At 73.5% G+C, this 18085-nt stretch carries 15 protein-coding genes; 10 read left to right on the top strand and 5 right to left on the bottom strand.

Annotated elements, in window-relative coordinates; translation table 11 throughout:
* Positions 1-6: 6 nt before the first annotated feature.
* From scpA to AB0F82_RS32565, 3 genes are read right to left on the bottom strand one after another with little or no spacing between them, the layout of a single operon-like run.
* Entirely contained in the window at positions 7-2193 is a 2187-nt protein-coding gene (scpA, locus tag AB0F82_RS32575; RefSeq protein ID WP_362634042.1) for a methylmalonyl-CoA mutase, read from the bottom strand.
* Positions 2190-4055 (bottom strand): methylmalonyl-CoA mutase small subunit, encoded by a 1866-nt coding sequence (gene mutA, locus AB0F82_RS32570; protein WP_356811732.1) that lies wholly within the window; start codon positions 4053-4055, stop codon positions 2190-2192. The genes scpA and mutA overlap by 4 nt, the downstream gene beginning before the upstream one ends.
* Positions 4039-5280: an ROK family transcriptional regulator gene (locus tag AB0F82_RS32565; protein ID WP_362634077.1), complete on the bottom strand. Its 1242-nt coding sequence runs from the start codon at positions 5278-5280 to the stop codon at positions 4039-4041. The genes mutA and AB0F82_RS32565 overlap by 17 nt, the downstream gene beginning before the upstream one ends.
* 1724 nt (positions 5281-7004) lie before the next feature.
* Here AB0F82_RS32565 and AB0F82_RS32560 point away from each other — a divergent pair.
* From AB0F82_RS32560 to AB0F82_RS32535, 6 genes are all read left to right on the top strand, one after another.
* Positions 7005-7967 (top strand): TauD/TfdA dioxygenase family protein, encoded by a 963-nt coding sequence (locus AB0F82_RS32560; RefSeq protein ID WP_362634039.1) that lies wholly within the window; start codon positions 7005-7007, stop codon positions 7965-7967.
* A 35-nt stretch (positions 7968-8002) separates the two neighbouring features.
* Positions 8003-8650, top strand: a complete 648-nt coding sequence (gene ssuE / locus AB0F82_RS32555; RefSeq protein ID WP_362634036.1) for an NADPH-dependent FMN reductase — start codon at positions 8003-8005, stop codon at positions 8648-8650.
* Between the two features lie 42 nt (positions 8651-8692).
* A complete protein-coding gene (locus AB0F82_RS32550; protein ID WP_362634034.1) occupies positions 8693-9736 on the top strand; it encodes an ABC transporter substrate-binding protein in 1044 nt (347 codons plus the stop codon).
* 8 nt (positions 9737-9744) lie between these two features.
* Positions 9745-10557, top strand: a complete 813-nt coding sequence (locus AB0F82_RS32545; RefSeq protein ID WP_362634031.1) for an ABC transporter ATP-binding protein — start codon at positions 9745-9747, stop codon at positions 10555-10557.
* Positions 10554-11471: an ABC transporter permease gene (locus AB0F82_RS32540; protein WP_362634029.1), complete on the top strand. Its 918-nt coding sequence runs from the start codon at positions 10554-10556 to the stop codon at positions 11469-11471. The genes AB0F82_RS32545 and AB0F82_RS32540 overlap by 4 nt, the downstream gene beginning before the upstream one ends.
* Positions 11472-11561: 90 nt before the next feature.
* Positions 11562-12908: an LLM class flavin-dependent oxidoreductase gene (locus tag AB0F82_RS32535; RefSeq protein WP_362634026.1), complete on the top strand. Its 1347-nt coding sequence runs from the start codon at positions 11562-11564 to the stop codon at positions 12906-12908.
* 75 nt (positions 12909-12983) lie between these two features.
* Here the strand turns inward: AB0F82_RS32535 and AB0F82_RS32530 are convergent, their stop codons facing one another.
* Entirely contained in the window at positions 12984-13904 is a 921-nt protein-coding gene (locus tag AB0F82_RS32530) for an NADP-dependent oxidoreductase (RefSeq protein WP_362634074.1), read from the bottom strand.
* 112 nt (positions 13905-14016) lie between these two features.
* Positions 14017-14736 (bottom strand): DUF2470 domain-containing protein, encoded by a 720-nt coding sequence (locus AB0F82_RS32525; protein ID WP_362634024.1) that lies wholly within the window; start codon positions 14734-14736, stop codon positions 14017-14019.
* A gap of 157 nt (positions 14737-14893) precedes the next feature.
* Between AB0F82_RS32525 and AB0F82_RS32520 the strand changes: the two genes are divergently transcribed.
* From AB0F82_RS32520 to AB0F82_RS32505, 4 genes are all read left to right on the top strand, one after another.
* The gene (locus AB0F82_RS32520; RefSeq protein ID WP_030031705.1) at positions 14894-15289 is read left to right on the top strand and encodes a cell division protein SepF; all 396 of its coding nucleotides are present in this window, start codon (positions 14894-14896) and stop codon (positions 15287-15289) included.
* A gap of 526 nt (positions 15290-15815) precedes the next feature.
* Positions 15816-17042 (top strand): AAA family ATPase, encoded by a 1227-nt coding sequence (locus tag AB0F82_RS32515; protein ID WP_436842221.1) that lies wholly within the window; start codon positions 15816-15818, stop codon positions 17040-17042.
* The gene (locus AB0F82_RS32510) at positions 17039-17437 is read left to right on the top strand and encodes a nucleotide pyrophosphohydrolase (protein ID WP_362634018.1); all 399 of its coding nucleotides are present in this window, start codon (positions 17039-17041) and stop codon (positions 17435-17437) included. The genes AB0F82_RS32515 and AB0F82_RS32510 overlap by 4 nt, the downstream gene beginning before the upstream one ends.
* Positions 17438-17560: 123 nt before the next feature.
* Positions 17561-18046, top strand: a complete 486-nt coding sequence (locus AB0F82_RS32505) for a DUF6099 family protein (RefSeq protein WP_356811723.1) — start codon at positions 17561-17563, stop codon at positions 18044-18046.
* Positions 18047-18085: the final 39 nt, after the last annotated feature.

Here is an 18085-nt window from a genome sequence, read left to right as displayed (position 1 = left end):
GGCCGCCTACAGCTCGTGGCCCAGGTCCGCGGCCAGCCGCGTCACCAGGTCGTGGGCCGCGTCCGGGATGACCGTTCCGGGCGGGAACACCGCCGTCGCGCCCATCTCCAGCAGCGTCGGGACATCGGCCGGCGGGATCACCCCACCCACGACGATCATGATGTCCTCGCGGCCCTCCTCCGCCAGCTGCTCGCGCAGCGCCGGTACGAGGGTCAGGTGGCCGGCCGCCAGCGACGAGACGCCCACCACGTGGACGTCCGCCTCGACGGCCTGGCGGGCCACCTCCGCCGGAGTCTGGAACAGCGGGCCGACGTCCACGTCGAAGCCCAGGTCGGCGAACGCGGTCGCGATCACCTTCTGGCCGCGGTCGTGCCCGTCCTGGCCCATCTTGGCCACCAGGATGCGCGGACGACGCCCCTCCGCCTCCTCGAACCGGTCCACCAGCGCACGGGTGCGCTCCACCGACGGGGACTCGCCTGCTTCGTTTCGGTACACGCCCGCGATCGTACGGATCTGGCTCGCGTGCCGTCCGTACACCTTCTCCAGTGCGTCCGAGATCTCACCCACGGTCGCCTTGGCGCGCGCCGCGTCCACCGCCAGCGCCAGCAGGTTGCCGTCGCCGCGCTCGGCGGCGTTCGTCAGCGCCCGCAGGGTGTCCTGCGTGACCGCCTCGTCGCGCTCCTCCCGCAGCCGCCGCAGCTTGGCGATCTGCTGGCTGCGCACCGAGGAGTTGTCGACCTTGAGGACCTCGATCGCCTCGTCGCTGTCCACGCGGTACTTGTTCACGCCGATCACCGGCTGACGGCCCGAGTCGATCCGCGCCTGCGTACGCGCCGCGGCCTCCTCGACGCGCAGCTTCGGAATGCCCGCGTCGATGGCCTGCGCCATGCCGCCGGCCGCCTCGACCTCCTCGATGTGCTGCCAGGCCCGCCGCGCCAGGTCGTACGTCAGCTTCTCGACGTACGCGCTGCCGCCCCACGGGTCGATCGACCGGCAGGTTCCCGACTCCTGCTGGAGCAGCAGCTGGGTGTTGCGGGCGATGCGCGCCGAGAAGTCCGTCGGCAGCGCGAGCGCCTCGTCGAGGGCGTTGGTGTGCAGCGACTGGGTGTGGCCCTGGGTCGCCGCCATCGCCTCGATGCACGTGCGCGTCACGTTGTTGAAGACGTCCTGCGCGGTCAGCGACCAACCCGAGGTCTGCGAATGGGTGCGCAGCGAGAGCGACTTGGCGTTCTTCGGGTCGAACTGCTTGACCAGGCGCGCCCACAGCAGGCGGGCCGCGCGCAGCTTCGCGACCTCCATGAAGAAGTTCATGCCGATCGCCCAGAAGAACGACAGGCGCGGCGCGAACGCGTCCACGTCCAGCCCCACCGCCTGCCCGGCCCTCAGGTACTCCACACCGTCAGCGAGGGTGTAGGCCAGCTCCAGGTCGGCCGTGGCCCCCGCTTCCTGGATGTGGTAGCCGGAGATGGAGATCGAGTTGTACCGCGGCATCTTCTGCGACGTGAACGCGAAGATGTCGGAGATGATCCGCATCGAGGGCTTGGGCGGGTAGATGTAGGTGTTGCGGACCATGAACTCCTTGAGGATGTCGTTCTGGATGGTCCCGGCGAGCTTGTCGGGGGAGACGCCCTGCTCCTCCGCCGCCACGATGTACAGCGCGAGGACCGGCAGCACCGCGCCGTTCATCGTCATCGACACCGACATCTTGTCCAGCGGGATCCCGTCGAACAGCTGCCGCATGTCGTAGATCGAGTCGATCGCCACGCCCGCCATGCCGACGTCGCCCGTCACCCGCGGGTGGTCGCTGTCGTAGCCGCGGTGGGTCGGCAGGTCGAAGGCCACCGACAGGCCCTTCTGGCCGGAGGCGAGGTTGCGCCGGTAGAAGGCGTTCGACTCCTCGGCCGTGGAGAAGCCGGCGTACTGCCGGATCGTCCAGGGCTGGTTGACGTACATCGTCGGGTAAGGGCCGCGCAGGTACGGGGCCACGCCCGGGTAGGTGTGAAGGAAGTCCAGGCCCTCCACGTCCCGCCCGGTGTACAGCGGCTTGACACCGATGCCCTCGGGCGTCTCCCACAGCAGGTCGGCGGCCGCGGTGCCGGTGGACTCCTTCACCGACGAGCGCCACTGCTCCTCAGTCACCCCGGGGGCCGCGGTCGGGTCGAGCGCCAGCTCGGAGAAATCGGGGATGCTCATGCGGGCACTCCCATCCGGTCGAGTACGGAGGACAGCACGGCGACGGCGTCACAGCCGGCGAAGACGTACTCGTCCACGGATGCCTCTGCGGTGCCCGGCCGGCCGGCGAGGAAGACGGTCGTGGCGCCCGCCGCACGCAGGGCCTCGGCCACTGCCGCGGCCTGCTCCTCGTACAGCGCGTCGCTGGAGCAGAGCACGGCCATGCCGTCGGCGCCGCTCGCGGCGTACGCCTCGGCGGCCGTCGCCGGGTCCACCGACACCGGGTCGTGCACGGGTTCGATGCCGCCCGCCTGGAACAGGTTCGAGGCGAAGGTGGCGCGCGCGGTGTGCGCGGCCGCCGGGCCCAGCGCGGCGAGGAAGACCCTCGGCCGGGCGCCGGTCGCCGCCAGGTGTGCGTCGCTGCGGGCGCGCAGGGCCTCGTACGCCTCGTCGCGCCGTACGCGCGGCAGGCCGCCCGAGGGAGCGGCGGGCGCGGGCTCGCGTACGACGGGCTTCTCCGACAGCAGGGGGAACTCGCTGACACCGGTGATGGGTTCGCGGCGCTTGGCCAGCTTCTCGGAACGCTCCGCCCAGGTGGCGGCGAGCCGTTCGGCGACCGTCCCGGAGCGCAGGGCGGCCGCCAGACCACCGGCCTTCTCCAGGGTCTGGAAGAACTCCCAGGCGGCGTGGGCGAGTTCGTCGGTGAGGCGCTCGACGTAGTACGAACCGCCGGCCGGGTCGATCACCCGGGCCAGATGCGACTCCTCCAGCAGGATGGTGGAGGTGTTGCGGGCGATGCGGCGCGCGAAGGCGTCCGGCAGGCCCAGCTCGTTGTCGAAGGGGAGCACGGTGACCGAGTCGGCGCCGCCGACGCCCGCGGCCATGCACGCCACGGTGGTGCGCAGCATGTTCACCCACGGGTCGCGGCGGGTCATCATCACCGGCGAGGTCACGGCGTGCTGGAGCTGGGCACCGGCCTCCGGGGCCCCCGAGGCCTCGGCGATCCGCGCCCACAGCCGGCGCGCGGCACGGAACTTGGCGATGGTGAGGAACTGGTCCGCGGTGGCGGCGTAGCGGAACTCCAGCTGTCCGAGAGCGGCTGTGACGCTCAGCCCACCTGCGGAGAGGGCGCGCAGGTAGGCGACGCCGGTGGCCAGCGACAGCCCCAGCTCCTCGGCGGCGCTGCCGCCGGCCTCGTGGTACGGCAGGGCGTCCACGGTCAGTGCGCGCACCCCCGGCAGACCGGCGGCGGCCTCCCGCGCCAGCTCGACGGCGGCGGCCGTGTCCAGCGCCTCGCCGGTGCGGGCCTCGTGGCCCAGCGGGTCGGCGCCCAGGGAGGCCCGCACGGCCTCCGGAGCCACCGAGCGGTCGGCGAACAGGTCCAGCAGGGCGCGGGCGGCCTCGGCGTAGTCGGCGCCGGCGTCCAGGGCGATCGGGGCGAGGTCGAGGTAGACGCCGTCCAGGGCGCGGGCGAGACCGTCGGCCGGGATGCCGCCGCGGCCCACCGTGAGCCAGAGGGAGGTGACCCCGTTCTCCAGGTCGGCGAGGGCCGCCTCGTTCAGGCGCTGCGGATCGGTGCCCGCGAGGCGCTGGCGCACGTCCCAGCCGTTCGCGGTGGTGCCTTCCGGCCTGCCTCCGCGGACGAAGGGGGCGAAGCCGGGGAAACCGGTGTCGGGAACCGTCCCGTCGGGCGGCGCGGTGTACAGCGGGCGGGTGGTGAGCCCGTCCTCGAGTCGGGTGGACAGCGCATCTTCTGCAGCCTCGCCGGATGCTTCCTTGCCCGACTTGCGCAGTACGCCTTCTACAAGGCGCTGCCACTGCTCATGCGTCGCGTCAGGGAACTCGGCGGCCAGGGAGAGCCCGTCGTCAGGCAGGACCGTCATGGCTCGAATGTAGGGGAGTGCGCTCAGGTGGCACCATACCGACGGGTGTGATCTCCCCCTCTCGGACCGTGCCGAGGGGATCCTGCAACACCCGGCTGAGCAGCACGGTTGCGGCGGCCTCCGGGAGCACGGCCGGACCGGCGTGCGGGACCACGATCCGTTCGGGGTCGTCGCAGACGTGCGAAAGCTCCATCGCGGCGGCCCGCAGCTCCTCCAGGTACCCCTCGTGCAGGACGCTCGCCAGCTCGGTCACGACCATGACCGCCGGATTGAAGACATCCAACAGAAGGGACGCCGCACGGCCCACCGCCCGGGCCCGTTCGCGCAGCAGCAGGTCGGCGCGCGGGTCGCCGGTGGCGGCGGCGTCCACCAGCAGCGGCACGGACGGGTCCGGCACTATGCCGCGGCGCACCGCCTCGGCGCCGAGCGCGGTGTCGGACGCGGTCGCCTGCAGGCAGCCGGTACGTCCGCACGCGCACGGGACGGACGCCCCGGGCACCGGCAGGTGCGCCACGTCGCCGGCCGCGGAGCCCGGACCCTGGTGCACGGCCCCCTCGGTCCCGAACGCGGCGTCGACGACGTTGCCGATGAACAGGTGCACCAGGCTCCGGCGGGCCTCGGGCCGGCCGAACAGGATCTCCGCCCGTGCGACCGCCCGGGCGTGGTTGTCGATCCGCACCGGCAGCCCGAGTGCGTCGGACAGCTCGGCGGCGAGCGGCCTGCGCCGCCACCGCAGCACGGGGTGGTGTACGACGACGCCCTCGTCGGGCCGGACCCAGCCGCCCAGTGCCGCACCGAGCCCGAGCAGCGGCCGCCCCGAGTCGAACGCGGCGAGGAAGCGGCGCAGTTCGGCGGTGATCTCGCCGGACAGCCCGGCCGGGTCCCGCCCCTCGTGGGGGAAGGCCCGCCGGGCCAGCAGCCGGCCCCGCAGGTCGACGAGGCTGAAGGTCGAGGCGGGCACACCGATGTGCAGGCCGGCGGCGACCGGCCCGCCGACGGCCCCGGTGTGCAGGTCCAGGGGAACCCGCGGCCGCCCCACCCCGCCGCCGGGCCCGGCCAGCTCGCGCAGCAGCCCGGCCCGGAGCAGCCCGGTGGCCTGCCGCGACACGGCCGCCGCACTCAGCCCGCTGTGCCCGGCGATGTCACTGCGCGCGACCGGTCCGTGGTCCAGCACCGTCCGCAGCACGGCGGCGGCATTGGCGGCCGTCCGGCTGTCACCGGCCATACGCGTCACTCGGTCTCCTCGGGGGCGGGGTACGTCCCCCGATGATGCCGGTTCCCCTACCGAGCCCCTGCGGGGTGCTCGACGGGCGGCGTCCGGCACCGCGCGGGTCGCCTGGCGGGTCGGGCCGCCGTGCGGGGAGATCCGCGGCGGCTGCATCCGGGGCCGGTGCCCGGGGGTGTCCGTCCGGCACGGCACCGGGCGGAGCTCCGTCTGGTGAGGCGCGCGTCCCGGTGGCCCTGGGCGGCGGCGGGTCGCCTGGCGGGTCGGGCTGCCGTGCGGGGAGATCCGCGGCGGCGCATCCGGGGCCGGTGCCCGGGGGTGTCCGGCGACGCGCCCGCTCAGGACATGTCCCACCGACCCCGGGGCGCCCGGCGCCGCGCCTCGCCGGGCCCGGCGGGGCGGGGGTGGGGGCGCGGCCCGGGCCGGATCCGGCGAACGCGTGGCGGCCGCATTGCGGGGGCATGAAATCCAGCCACGGTTTTCGGCCGCGGGGGCGGGGTGGGGCGTGAGGCGGAGTACGGGTGAAAGGGCAGGTCGTAGGGGGTGTACGGGGTGGACGCGAGAGCCGGCGAGAGGCGCGTCCGGTGGCCGCGGACGGGGGTTGACCCGGGTCGGAGGCGCTGACACGCTCCGGGACATGTCCGCGAACGAACGCCTCGCCCCGCGGCTCCGCACCCCCGGCCCCTGCACCGCGCCGGGCCAGTGTCCGGGCCGCTGTCCGGCCCCCTGTCGCCCCTGACCCCACGGTCCCGGTAGATCCCCGGCCGCCCCCGCGATACGGCGGTTCACGCCCGGCCGCCGGTCCGGTGGACCGGTCAGCCTGCCGGCCGCGATCCGTTAGGTCCGCGGCTCGCAGCAGCCCCGGGCCCATGGCCGAGCGGGCCCACCGGCCCGACGGCTCCGGTGCAGCGGACCCCCGTTCCGCCGGACGGCGGCGGTCGGTGCGCGGGCCGGCCGACGGCCGGCCCCGTCGCGAGCCCGGGGGGCCGATGTTCCACGGACCGATCGGTTCGTAGCGCCCGGCGGGCCGACCGGGTCACGAACCCGGTGGTCTGCGGGCCCCGGCGGCCGACCGGCGGATCGGCCCGGGGCGGCGGCCCGCAGGCCACCGGACCGCCGGACAGGGGGACTTCCGCCCCCGGTCCGCACACCCCGGCCCGTACCACCTCCCCGAACGCCCCCCAGCACCGCCCCGCATCCGCAGCACCCGCGCACCGAACCCGCACCGCACCCCATCCGCAGCGCAGCGCACGGCGACAGCACCGCCCCCGCACCGCACCGCACCACACCCGTATCCGCAGCACCCGCGCACCCAACCCGCACCGCACCCCATCCGCACTGCGCAGCGCACGGCCCGCACCGCACCGCACCGCACCGCGACAGCATCACACCCGTATCCGCAGCACCCGCGCACCCAACCCGCACCGCACGGCGACGGCACCACACCCGTATCCGCAGCACCCGCGCACCCAACCCGCACCGCACGGCGACGGCACCGCACCTGTACCCGCAGCACCTGCGCACCGAACCGGCACCGAACCCGCACCGCACCCCATCCGCACCGCAGCGCACGGCGACGGCACCGCACCCGTATCCGCAGCACCCGCGCACCGAACCGCACCGCCCCGCACACCATCCGCACAGCACAGCGCCCCACCGTCTCGCTCCGTTTCTTCCGCTGCGGAAATAACCCCGCGGCCCGCCCCCCCCATCAAGGAGTCACCATGGCCACTGCCACCCACACCCCCACCTCCATCCCCACCCTCACCGTCTCGAAGATCGGCGGACGCATCGGCGCCGAGATCGGTGGCGTGCGGCTCGGCGGGGATCTGCCCGACGCCGACGTCGCCGGGATCCGGGCCGCCCTCCTGGCCCACAAGGTCGTCTTCTTCCGCAACCAGGGCCACCTCGACGATGCCGCCCACGAGGCCTTCGCCGAGCGGCTCGGCGCGCCGGTCGCGCACCCCACCGTCCCCTCCGCGGACGGCCGCTACGCCCTCGGCATCGACTCCCACCACGGCGCCCGCGCCAACCAGTGGCACACCGACGTCACCTTCGTCCCCGCCTACCCCGCCTTCTCCATCCTCCGCGCCGTGACCATCCCCCCGTACGGCGGCGACACACTCTGGGCCAACACGGCCACCGCCTACGCCGGGCTCCCCGAGCCGCTCCGCGCCCTCGCGGACGGCCTGCGCGCGGTCCACTCCAACGAGTACGACTACGCCGCCCTGAGGCCCGACGCCCTCCCCGAGGCCCTGGCCGAGTACCGCGAGGTGTTCACCTCCACCAAGTTCCTCACCGAGCACCCGGTGGTCCGCGTCCACCCCGAGACCGGCGAACGCATCCTGCTCCTCGGCAACTTCGTCCAGCGGATCCAGGGCCTCACCGGCCGTGACAGCCGGGCGCTCCTCGACCTCTTCCAGTCGCACATCGAGAGCCCCGAGAACACCGTCCGCTGGCAGTGGCAGCCGGGCGACGTCGCGATCTGGGACAACCGGGCCACCCAGCACTACGGCGTGGACGACTCCGACGACCACGAGCGCACCCTGCGCCGCGTCACCGTCGACGGTGACGTCCCGGTCGGCCCCGACGGAGCCCCGTCCCGCCTCATCAGCCCGGAGACCGTCCCGGACCCCTCCTTCGGCATCGCCTCCGGAGCTTCCACCTCCGACGCCCCCGCCGTCTGATCCGGCACAGACCGTACGCCGCCCAAGGAGCCCCCGTGCCCAAGCTGCTCGCCCTCACCGGCAGCCCCTCCGCCCACTCCCGCACCGCGGTCGTCGCCGACCACGCCCTGCGCCACCTGACCCGGTCCCACGCCGGCTTCGAGACCGCCCGCCTGGCCGTGCGCGAGCTCCCCGCCGCCGACCTGCTCGCCGCACGCCGCGGCGAGCCCGAGATCCGCCGCGCCCTCGAAGCCGTCGCCGAGGCCGACGGCCTGATCATCGCGACCCCGGTCTACAAGGCCTCGTACACCGGCCTGCTCAAGGCCTTCCTCGACCTGCTCCCGCAGGACGGCCTCGTCGGCAAAACGGTTCTTCCCCTCGCCACGGGCGGCAGCCTCGCGCACGTCCTGACCATCGACTACGCCCTGCGCCCCGTGCTCTCCGCCCTCGGCGCCCGGCACGTCACCGCCGGCCGGTTCGTCCTGGACTCCTCCGTCGAGCGCGGCTCCGGCCCCGACCGGCTGCGTCCCGAGGCGGAGATCGACCTCCTCCAGGCCGTCGACGAGTTCGCGGACGCCCTGCGCGCCGCCACCCCGCAGGCCCCTGCCGATGCGCCGGCCCCCGCCGATCCGCCGGCCCAAGCCGATGTGCTGGCCCCGGCCGCTCCGCTCGCAGCCGCCACCGTGCTGACCGGCGCCCCGTAAGTCCGTCCCCGCCCTCACGACCCGTACCGACAAGGATCCGCCATGCCCGCAGCCCTCACCTCGACCACCACCTCCCGGCGCCAGTTCCTGACCCTGCTCGGCATCTCGGCGGCCGCGGTGAGCTGCGGCACGGCCACCGCCCGCGGCGGATCCGGCTCCGGTTCCGGCGGCCAGGTCACCACCCTCAAGTACCAGGGCAACGTGGGGGCCGTCACGCTCCCCGAACTCGCCGCCGACCTCGGCTACCTCGGCGACGTCAAGCTGGAGTGGGTCGGCAACACCATCAGCGGCCCGCAGGACATCCAGTCCGCCGCCACCGGCCAGATCCACTTCGGCGGCGCCTTCAACGGCGCCGTCGTGAAACTGGCGAGCAGCAAGGCCCCGATCACCTCGGTCATCTCTTACTACGGCTCCGACCAGCACTCCTACAGCGGCTACTACGTGCTGGAGGACAGCCCCGTCCGGTCCGCCCGCGACCTGATCGGCAAGAAGGTCGGCATGAACACCCTGGGCGCACACGCCCAGGCCATGCTGGAGATATACCTGGGGCGCAACGGGGTGTCGAAGGCGGACACGGCCAAGGTCGAGTCGCTGGTCGTCCCGCCGGTCAACACCGAACAGGTCCTGCGGCAGAAGCAGATCGACGTCGCCGTACTCGGCGGCGTACTGCGCGACAAGGCGCTCGCCACCGGCGGGATCCGCCCCCTCTTCACCGACTTCGAGCTGCTCGGCCCGTTCAGCGCGGGCAGCTACGTGATGACGAAGCGCTTCGTCAAGGAGAACCCCGACACCGTCCGGGCCTTCGTCACCGGAGTGGGCAAGGCCATCGAGTGGTCCCGCACCACCCCGCACGAGCAGGTCATCGCCCGGATGACGGAGATCGTCACCAAGCGCGGCCGCAACGAGGACACCGCCACCCTCAAGTACTGGCGCTCGTACGGCGTCGCGGAGACCGGGGGCCGGATATCCGACAAGGAGTTCCAGGTCTGGCTGGACTGGCTCGCCGAGCGCGGCGACATCAAGGAGGGCCGGCTGAAGGCGACCGACCTCTACACCAACGAGTTCAACGGAGACGGAAAGGGGTGACGACGGCCATGGCGAAGATCGTGTTCGAAGGGGTCCGCAAGACCTTCGGGGACTTCACCGCCCTCGACGGCATCGACCTGGAGATCGAGAGCGGCGAGTTCCTCGTGGTCGTCGGCCCCAGCGGCTGCGGCAAGTCCACCCTCCTGGACCTCCTCGGAGGACTGTCCACCCCGACTGCCGGCCGCATCCTGCTCGACGGCGAACCGGTCACCGGGCCGGGCCTCGACCGGGGCATCGTCTTCCAGCAGTACGCGCTGCTGCCGTGGCGGACGGCCCTCGGCAACGTCGAGTTCGGCCTGGAGGCGACCGGCGTCCCGCGCCGCGAACGCAAGTCCCGGGCCCGGGAGTTCCTGGACCTCGTCGGGCTGAGCGGCTTCGAGGACCGGCACCCGCACCAGCTCTCCGGCGGCATGCGCCAGCGCGTCACCATCGCCCGCTCGCTCGCGTACGACCCGGACGTGCTGCTGATGGACGAGCCGTTCGCGGCCCTCGACGCGCAGACCCGCGAGTCCCTCCAGGACGAGCTGCGCCGCATCTGGCAGCGCACCGGCAAGACGGTCGTCTTCATCACGCACGGCATCGAGGAGGCCGTGTACCTCGGCCAGAAGGTGGCCGTCATGACCTCGCGGCCGGGGCGCATCAAGGAGATCGTCCCCGTCGCCTTCGGCGAGCGACCGGGCACGGGCACCGCCACCGGCCCGCAGGGCGAGGAACTGCGTTCCAGCCCGGAGTTCGCCCGCTACCGCCACGACATCTGGACCCTCCTCCACGACGAGGTGGCCCGCGCCCAGCAACTGGAGAAGGAGGAGGCCTCCGTATGAGCACCGGAACCGACACCGCTGCCCCCGCCGTGCTGCCCGCCCCGCCCGCCCCCGCCGTGGAGGTACGCGGCTCCGCGCCCGCGCCGCGGCCGCTGCCGGACGAAGCCGTGGGGAAGGCCGGCGGCCGCCCGGCCCGGCATCCCCTCAGGGCGCTGGGGCGCCGGCTGCGCGCCCTCGCCCTGCGCTCGGCGGCGATCCTCGCGCTCCTCGCCGTCTGGGAGACCGCGCCCCGGCTGGGCCTGGCCGACCCCACCTTCCTGCCGCCGGTCAGCGAGGTGGCCGTCGCCTGGTGGGAGCTGCTGCGCGACGGCCAGCTCGGCCGGCACACCTGGGCCAGCCTGGTCCGCTCCTTCGGCGGCTTCGGCATCGCCGTCGTCGTGGCCGTCCCGCTGGGGCTGCTCATCGGCTGGTACCGGCCGGTCGCCGCCCTCCTCGGCCCGCTGCTGGAGGTGTTCCGCAACACCGCCGCGCTGGCCCTGCTGCCGGTCTTCGTGCTCCTGCTCGGCATCGGCGAGACCTCGAAGGTGTCCATCGTCGTCTACGCCTGCGTGTGGCCGATCCTGCTGAACACCATCAGCGCCGTCGGCAACGCCGACCCCACCCTCGTCCGGCTGGCCCGCTCCATGGACCTATCCACCCCGAGGCTCTTCCAGAAGGTGATCCTGCCGGCCTCCGTACCGGCCGTCTTCACCGGCATCCGGCTCGCCGGCGCCGTCTCCATCCTGGTCCTCGTGGCCGCCGAGATGATCGGCGCGAAGGCGGGCCTGGGCTATCTGATCAACGCCTCGCAGTTCAACTTCGCGATCCCGCAGATGTACGCGGGCATCGTCACCATCTCCGCCATCGGCGTGGCCTTCAACCAGCTGCTGGTCACGATCGAACGCCGCCTGAGCACCTGGCGCGTCCCGTCCTGACGCCCTGACGCCCTGACGCCACGACGCCTTGACGTCCCGACGCCCCTTCCCGACGCATCACGCCACGACCCGGAACCACGAGGACCCGCCATGACCGCTGCCGCTCCCGCCGCCGCCCGCACCCTCCACCTCAACGCCTTCCTGATGAACGCCGGGCACCACGACGCCGCCTGGCGCCATCCCGCCGCCCGCCCCGAACGCGTCACCGACCTGAAGTACTTCCAGGAACTGGCCCGCACCGCCGAGCGCGGCAGGCTCGACTCCATCTTCTTCGCCGACGGGCTCGCCCTCTGGGGCAAGGCCCGCTACAACGCCCTCGGCGGGTTCGAGCCGCTCACCCTGCTCTCCGCCATCGCCGCCGTCACCGAACACATCGGCCTCATCGCCACCGTCTCCACCACCTTCAACGAACCCTTCAACCTCGCCCGGAAGTTCGCCTCCCTGGACCACATCAGCGGCGGCCGGGCCGGCTGGAACATCGTCACCTCCGGCACCCTCGACGAGGCGCGCAACTTCAACCGGGACGAGCACCTGGAACACAGCCTGCGCTACGACCGGGCCCGCGAGTTCCTCGACGTCGCCACCAAGCTCTGGGACAGCTGGGAGGACGACGCGATCGTCCTCGACAAGGAAGCCGGCATCTACGCCGACACTGACAAGCTGCATCCCGCCGCGCACCGCGGCCAGTACTTCGGCGTCGCCGGGCCGCTCAACGTGCCGCGTTCGCCGCAGGGTTATCCGCTTCTCGTGCAGGCGGGGTCATCCGAGTCCGGAAAGGAGTTCGCCGCCCAGTACGCCGAAGCCGTCTTCACCGCCCAGCAGACCCTCGCCGACGGCCAGACCTTCTACAAGGACCTCAAGTCCCGCCTGGCCCGGTACGGGCGCGCCGAGTCGGACCTCCTCGTCCTGCCCGGCATCGCACCCGTCATCGGATCCACCGAGGCCGAGGCGAAGGCGCTGGAGCAGGAGCTCACCGACCTCCAGGTGCCGGAGTACGGCCTCGCCCAGCTCTCCGGGATGCTGGGTGTGGACCTCACCGGCCTGCCGCTCGACGGCCCGCTGCCCGACCTGCCCGAGGAACGGGACATCAACGGCAACAAGAGCCGCTTCACGCTCGTCGCCGAACTCGCCCGACGTGACGGCCTCAACCTGCGCGAGCTCATCGCCCGTCTCGGCGCCGGCCGCGGCCACCGGGTCTTCGCCGGAACCCCCGAGCAGATCGCCGACCAGCTGGAGGAGTGGTTCACGCGGGGCGCCGCCGACGGCTTCAACATCATGGCGCCGGTGCTGCCCACGGGCCTGACCGACTTCGTCGACCAGGTCGTGCCGATCCTCCAGCGCCGCGGGCTCTTCCGTACCGAGTACACCGGCCGCACCCTGCGCGAGAACTACGGCCTGCCCCGCCCGGCCAACCGGTACGTGACAGCTGCCTCGTGACGGACGACACCGGCGTCCGAACGGAACGGACGCGTGCCGCCGGCGTGGGGAACTCCGGCGGCACGCGCCGTGGCGTCAGACCGTCAGGACGATCTTGCCGCGGGTGCGGCCGGCCGCGCTCAGCTCCCAGGCCTTGGCCGCGTCGGCGAGCGGCAGGGCGTGTTCCACGTTCACCGTGAGCTTCCCCGCGTCCGCCAGCTGGGCGAGGAACGTCAGATCGGCGGTGTCCGGGCGCACCCACAGCTGGTGGGCGCCCTTGGCGGCGGCCTCCTGGTCGGCGATGGAGACCACCCGGTCGCGCCGCTTCACCAGCGACTGCAGCGTCTCGACGACGCCGTCTCCGTAGAAGTCCAGGCCCGCGTCCACGCCCTCGGGCGCGAGCTCGCGGACCCGGTCCGCCAGCCCCTCGCCGTAGAGCACGGGCTCCGCGCCGAGCGAGCGGAGGTAGTCGTGGTTGTGCGCGCCGGCCGTGCCGATGACCCGCAGGCCGAGGGCGACCGCGATCTGCACGCCGAAGGAGCCCGTACCGCCGGCCGCGGAGTGGATGAGGACGGTCTCGCCGGCCTCGACACCGACGCGGGTCAGCGACTGGTACGCGGTGAGACCGGCCAGCGGAAGGCCGGCCGCCTGCTCGAAGGTCAGCTCGCGCGGCTTGCGGGCGAGGGTGCGCACGGGGGCCGCGACCAGTTCGGCGTAGGTGCCCAGCTCCACCCACTCCTTGCGGACGTAGCCGTACACCTCGTCGCCCACGGCGTAGTCGAAGGTGTCCTGGCCGACCGCCTCGACGACACCGGCCACGTCCCAGCCGGGTATGACCGGGTGGCGGACTTCGAGGATGGGATCGAGGTATCCGGCGGCGAGCTTCCAGTCCACCGGGTTGACCCCGGCGGCCTTCACGCGGACGAGCACCTCGCCGGGCCCCACCTTGGGCTGGGGGGCGTCAACGAGCTTGAGGGAGGCGGGAGTTCCATATGCGCTGTATGTGATGGCCTTCATGATCGTGCCCAACGCGGCTCCCGCGCCGGCTATTCCGCGCCGGCTATTCCGCGCCGACCAGCGCACCGGCCGTTCGGTACAGGCCGTTCCCCACCCGCTGCCTCCGGACCGCTCAGGCCGGCAGCGTGTTGCGGTGCGAGCGCCTGCGCGCCGCCGCGAACAGCGCCTGGATCTGCGCACCCGACTGCTCGACGTCGTCGAGGGGCGAAGGGAAGGCCAGCCGTACGTCGCGGTGGCCGCGCCGCTCCTCCAGGCGCAGGGTGATCCCGTAGCGGTCCATGGCGAGCGGCAGGGCGCGCACCACCGCGGCCGTGGGCTGGGGGTGGACCAGGCGCAGCAGCAGCGTGACGAGGTCGTGGTGGTCGTCGAGGAGGTGCGTGAGCATGCCCGCCTCGTACGGGGCCAGCGGGTCGGGCCGGGCCGCGTCGAGCTCCTCCAGGCCGACGTGGGCGATGCCCTCCGCGGTTTCCAGCTCTGCCCGCTCGAACTCCATGCAGGTGGAGTCGGCGCCGGACTCGGCGGACAGATCGGAGTAGGGGGTGAGCAGCCGCCCCAGCACGGTGACGCGGGCGCGCACCCGGTCCCGTACGGGGGTGGGCGCGACGTCGGTGAACTCCAGCCGGATGGCGGGCCGGTGCTCGGCGTGACCGCCGGGCTCGGCGGGGTGCAGGTGCAGGCGTCCCATGGGGTCGCCGCCGTCGAGGTGGCGGACCTCGGTGCGCAGGCCGTCGGTGACCACCGTCATGGAGTGGGCGGCGGCCAGGACCGACCGGATCCGCTCGGCGGCGGTGGGCAGGGCGGCCGACGTTGCGGGGTCACCGAACAGGCGCATGCGGATCTCTCCATCGTCCATGTGAGTTAGGCATGCCTAACCTAACTCATCCTGGTCCCTGAGAGTACCCGGCACGGTTCGTGTCGTTGTTGGGCTGAACGGGTGAAACACGAGAGGATGGGGGGATGCACATGAAGCGCGCGGCCGAGGCGGCCCGGTGAGCAGGTACGACGTCACCGACGAACAGTGGGAGGGGCTCGCGCAGGTGGTACCGCTGCGCAGTCGCAACGAATGGCCCTCCCGGGTGGACCACCGCACGATTCCCAAGTCGCCCGGGGCGGCGGCGGCGGAGCAGCGGCGCTTCGTGGTGATCAGAGTCCAGATCTTCGCGGACGCGCGGGAGGTGGCCGAGTACCTGATCGCGCAGATCCCGGTACTGCTGGACCTCACCGGTGCGGACAGCGAAGTGGCCAAGCGGATCCTCGACTTCAGCAGCGGGGTGGTCTTCGGGCTGGGCAGTGGGATGCACCGGGTGGACCGGAACGTCTTCCTGCTGGCGCCCGTGGGGACCGAGGTCGAGGGGATCGCGGCCGCGGCCGTCCCCCGATCGTAGGAAGGTCCGTACGCAGGAACGGTTCGCCGGGGCCGCGGGGGGCCCGGCGGCCCGTACCGTCCGGCGGATGGACGCCACCGCCGTCGCGTTAGGCGACGCCACCCGCACCCGTGTCGATTTTCCCGGGACCGGACCGGCCGACGGGCCCGCGGCCACGGAACCGCGGGCCCCGATCCCGCCCGTGCCTTCCGGCGCGCCAACCGTGTCCGCGGCTTCCGCGACCTCCGGCACCTCCGCGACCTCCGCGGCCTCCGCGACCTCCGGCACCTCCGCCGCTTCCGCGGCCGGGGCGCGGCCGGGTCCTGCCGCGGCGACGCCCCCGGAACCGGCCCCGCCCCTGCACCTGGACCCGCCGAAGTCTCCTGCGTCGCCGACCGGTTGCACGGGCGGCGCCCCGGTCGGCCCTTTGCGGGCCGGCGACCGGGCGGCGTCCGCGGCCCCGGCCGGCCATCCCGGGACACCGATCGTCTCCGCGGCTTCCGCCGTCTCCGCTGCGGTGCCCGCGTTCCCGGCCGCCCCCGCTGCGGTGTCGGTCGGGACGGCCGGGACGGTCGGGACGGTCGGTGATCCGGTCGTGCCGGCGCAGGCGGCCCCCCGCGGCTCCGGTCGTCCTGCCGAGCCCGCGCAGCGACACGCTCGGCCCGTGATCACCGAGTTGCGGCTTTCCGCCTTCGGGCGGCACCGGTCGGCGGCCTTCCCGCTCGGGCCCGTCACCCTCTTCGCCGGGCCCAGCGGCAGCGGCAAGTCCCAGGCCCTGGCCGCCTACGGGGCGCTGACCGGGCTGGGCGCCGGCGCCACCCTCGACGAGGCGTTCCCCGACGCCGGCGCCCTCATCCCCGACCGGGCGCTCCCCGACGCGCAGCGACGGCGCGGCTTCCGCCTCGGCTGTACGGTCGACGGCCCCGCCGGACCGGTCCGGCTCGACCTCGCCGTCCAGGCCGAACCCGCCCTGCGGATCGTCGGCGAACGGCTCTCGCAGGACGGGCAGATCCTGTTCGCCACCGCCCTGCGCGACCCCGGCCGGCGCTCGGTGCAGGCCGCCTGGCTGACCGGTGGCGCGGTCGGCGTCACCCGGGCCCCGCTGCCCGACGACCGGCTCGGCACCGCGCTGCTCCCGCTGCGCGTCGCCGGGTCCACGGCCGGCCAGCGGCAGGTGCTGGCCGCGGCCGAGCAGGTCGTGGTGGCCCTGCGCTCGGTGTTCGCCTGCGATCCGCGCCCGGACCGGATGCGCGCGCCCGTCCCGCGGGGCGAGGGCCGGCTGCTGGGCGACTGCGCCAACCTGGCGGACGTCCTGCGCCGGACCCGCGACGAGTGCGGGACCCGCCACGCGCTGCTGGCCGAGGCCGCGCGTACTGGCTGCTCGGGGCCCGTGACCGGGCTCGACGTACGCGCTCCGGAGGGCGGCGCCGTCACCGCGGTCCTGGACCGCGGACCCGGCCGCCCCGCCACGGAACTCGCCCGGCTCGGCTCGGGCGAACTCCGCTTCCTCGCGCTCGCGCTGGTCCTGCTCACCGGGCCGGGGGTGCTGGACATGGACCCCGCCGCCGAACTGCTCTCCGCACGGCAGGCGCTGACCGTCCTGGCCGACGGCTTCGACCACGGCCTGGACGGCAGCCAGAGCGCCGAACTGCTGCGGCTGGCGCTGCTGTCCTGCGGCCGCGGCCACGTCCGGCTGGTGGCGGCCGTGGGGGAGGGGACCGTGGCCGCCGCCCGCTCCCTGGCGGGCGTGTCGGTGGTAGACCTGTCGGTATGAACGAGACGGAGACGCAGGGGCCCCGACCGCCCGAGCGGCGGCCCGATGAACGGCTGGACCTGCTGCAGCGCAGGCTCGCGCGGTTCGCGGCGGCGCGCGGCTGGGAGCCGTACCACACGCCCAAGAACCTGGCGGTGGCGCTGAGCGTGGAGGCGGCCGAACTGGTGGAGATCTTCCAGTGGCTGACACCGGAACAGTCGGCGAAGGTCATGGAGAAACCGGAATCCGCCCACCGCGTGGCGGATGAGGTCGCCGACGTACTCGCGTATCTGCTGCAGTTCTGTGAGGTTCTCGGGGTGGATGTGCTGGATGCGCTCGCCGCGAAGATCGAGAGGAATGAACTCCGCTTCCCCGTAACGGGTGGTCCGACACCGAATCGTCACTCTTCGGAGTGATGGACTCTTCCACAATCACGTTTCTGTCCACATTTTCCGAATACCCCTGGCTTTACTGGCCCGTTGCCCTCACTCTGGGTAGTGGTGAGGATGGCGGGATGTCGTGCGGACGGGGGACGGCATATGGATGCGGTACGGCTCATCGCGGCCGGCCGGCACGCGCTGGCACAGAGCGGGGCTGCGTGGGACATAGTGGGCGAGGCCTGGCAGGCCCAGGCACTCGCGCAGGGGATCGGGAGCTGGCTGGCGGTCACCGGGCCGCCGGAGCTGAGATCGGAGGCACGGGGGCTGGGGGAAGCGGGAGGAAGAGGATGCGGGGTCCTGGACCGGGCGGCCCTGCGCGGCGAGGGCAGCGCGCCGGAGTATCCGCCGCGGGCCGCACAGCTGGGCGGCGTGTCGGATGTCCGGCAGGCGCTGCTCGGACTCCAGGCGCTGCTGGGTGAAGTGGGGATAGCCCTGGTCGGGGTGGCCTGCGCCACCGACGACGAGGCCCTGTACTGGCAGTGCATAGAGTCGATCGACGCGGCTGACGAGTCGAGCGACCGGGTTCGGGCGATCCTGCGCCGCATGGCGGTGCGCGAGCGGGGGTCCGCCTCGGGCGTGGCCTGAGCCGGGCACATTCCGGCACGGGCGGCACGGCACGCGCGC

This window comes from Streptomyces virginiae, assembly GCF_040638905.1.
Taxonomy (GTDB): domain Bacteria; phylum Actinomycetota; class Actinomycetes; order Streptomycetales; family Streptomycetaceae; genus Streptomyces; species Streptomyces virginiae_B.
This window is presented reverse-complemented; position numbering and strand designations above follow the sequence as displayed.

Excerpts from the sequence above, each read along its gene's own strand:
- AB0F82_RS32535 (WP_362634026.1), top strand. The coding sequence starts at position 11,562 with ATGACCGCTGCCGCTCCCGCCGCCGCCCGCACCCTCCACCTCAACGCC.
- AB0F82_RS32505 (WP_356811723.1), top strand. The coding sequence starts at position 17,561 with ATGGATGCGGTACGGCTCATCGCGGCCGGCCGGCACGCGCTGGCACAG.
- AB0F82_RS32510 (WP_362634018.1), top strand. The coding sequence starts at position 17,039 with ATGAACGAGACGGAGACGCAGGGGCCCCGACCGCCCGAGCGGCGGCCC.
- AB0F82_RS32565 (WP_362634077.1), bottom strand. The coding sequence starts at position 5,280 with ATGGCCGGTGACAGCCGGACGGCCGCCAATGCCGCCGCCGTGCTGCGG.
- scpA (WP_362634042.1), bottom strand. The coding sequence starts at position 2,193 with ATGAGCATCCCCGATTTCTCCGAGCTGGCGCTCGACCCGACCGCGGCC.
- mutA (WP_356811732.1), bottom strand. The coding sequence starts at position 4,055 with ATGACGGTCCTGCCTGACGACGGGCTCTCCCTGGCCGCCGAGTTCCCT.
- AB0F82_RS32530 (WP_362634074.1), bottom strand. The coding sequence starts at position 13,904 with ATGAAGGCCATCACATACAGCGCATATGGAACTCCCGCCTCCCTCAAG.
- AB0F82_RS32525 (WP_362634024.1), bottom strand. The coding sequence starts at position 14,736 with ATGCGCCTGTTCGGTGACCCCGCAACGTCGGCCGCCCTGCCCACCGCC.
- AB0F82_RS32540 (WP_362634029.1), top strand. The coding sequence starts at position 10,554 with ATGAGCACCGGAACCGACACCGCTGCCCCCGCCGTGCTGCCCGCCCCG.
- AB0F82_RS32550 (WP_362634034.1), top strand. The coding sequence starts at position 8,693 with ATGCCCGCAGCCCTCACCTCGACCACCACCTCCCGGCGCCAGTTCCTG.
- AB0F82_RS32560 (WP_362634039.1), top strand. The coding sequence starts at position 7,005 with ATGGCCACTGCCACCCACACCCCCACCTCCATCCCCACCCTCACCGTC.
- AB0F82_RS32545 (WP_362634031.1), top strand. The coding sequence starts at position 9,745 with ATGGCGAAGATCGTGTTCGAAGGGGTCCGCAAGACCTTCGGGGACTTC.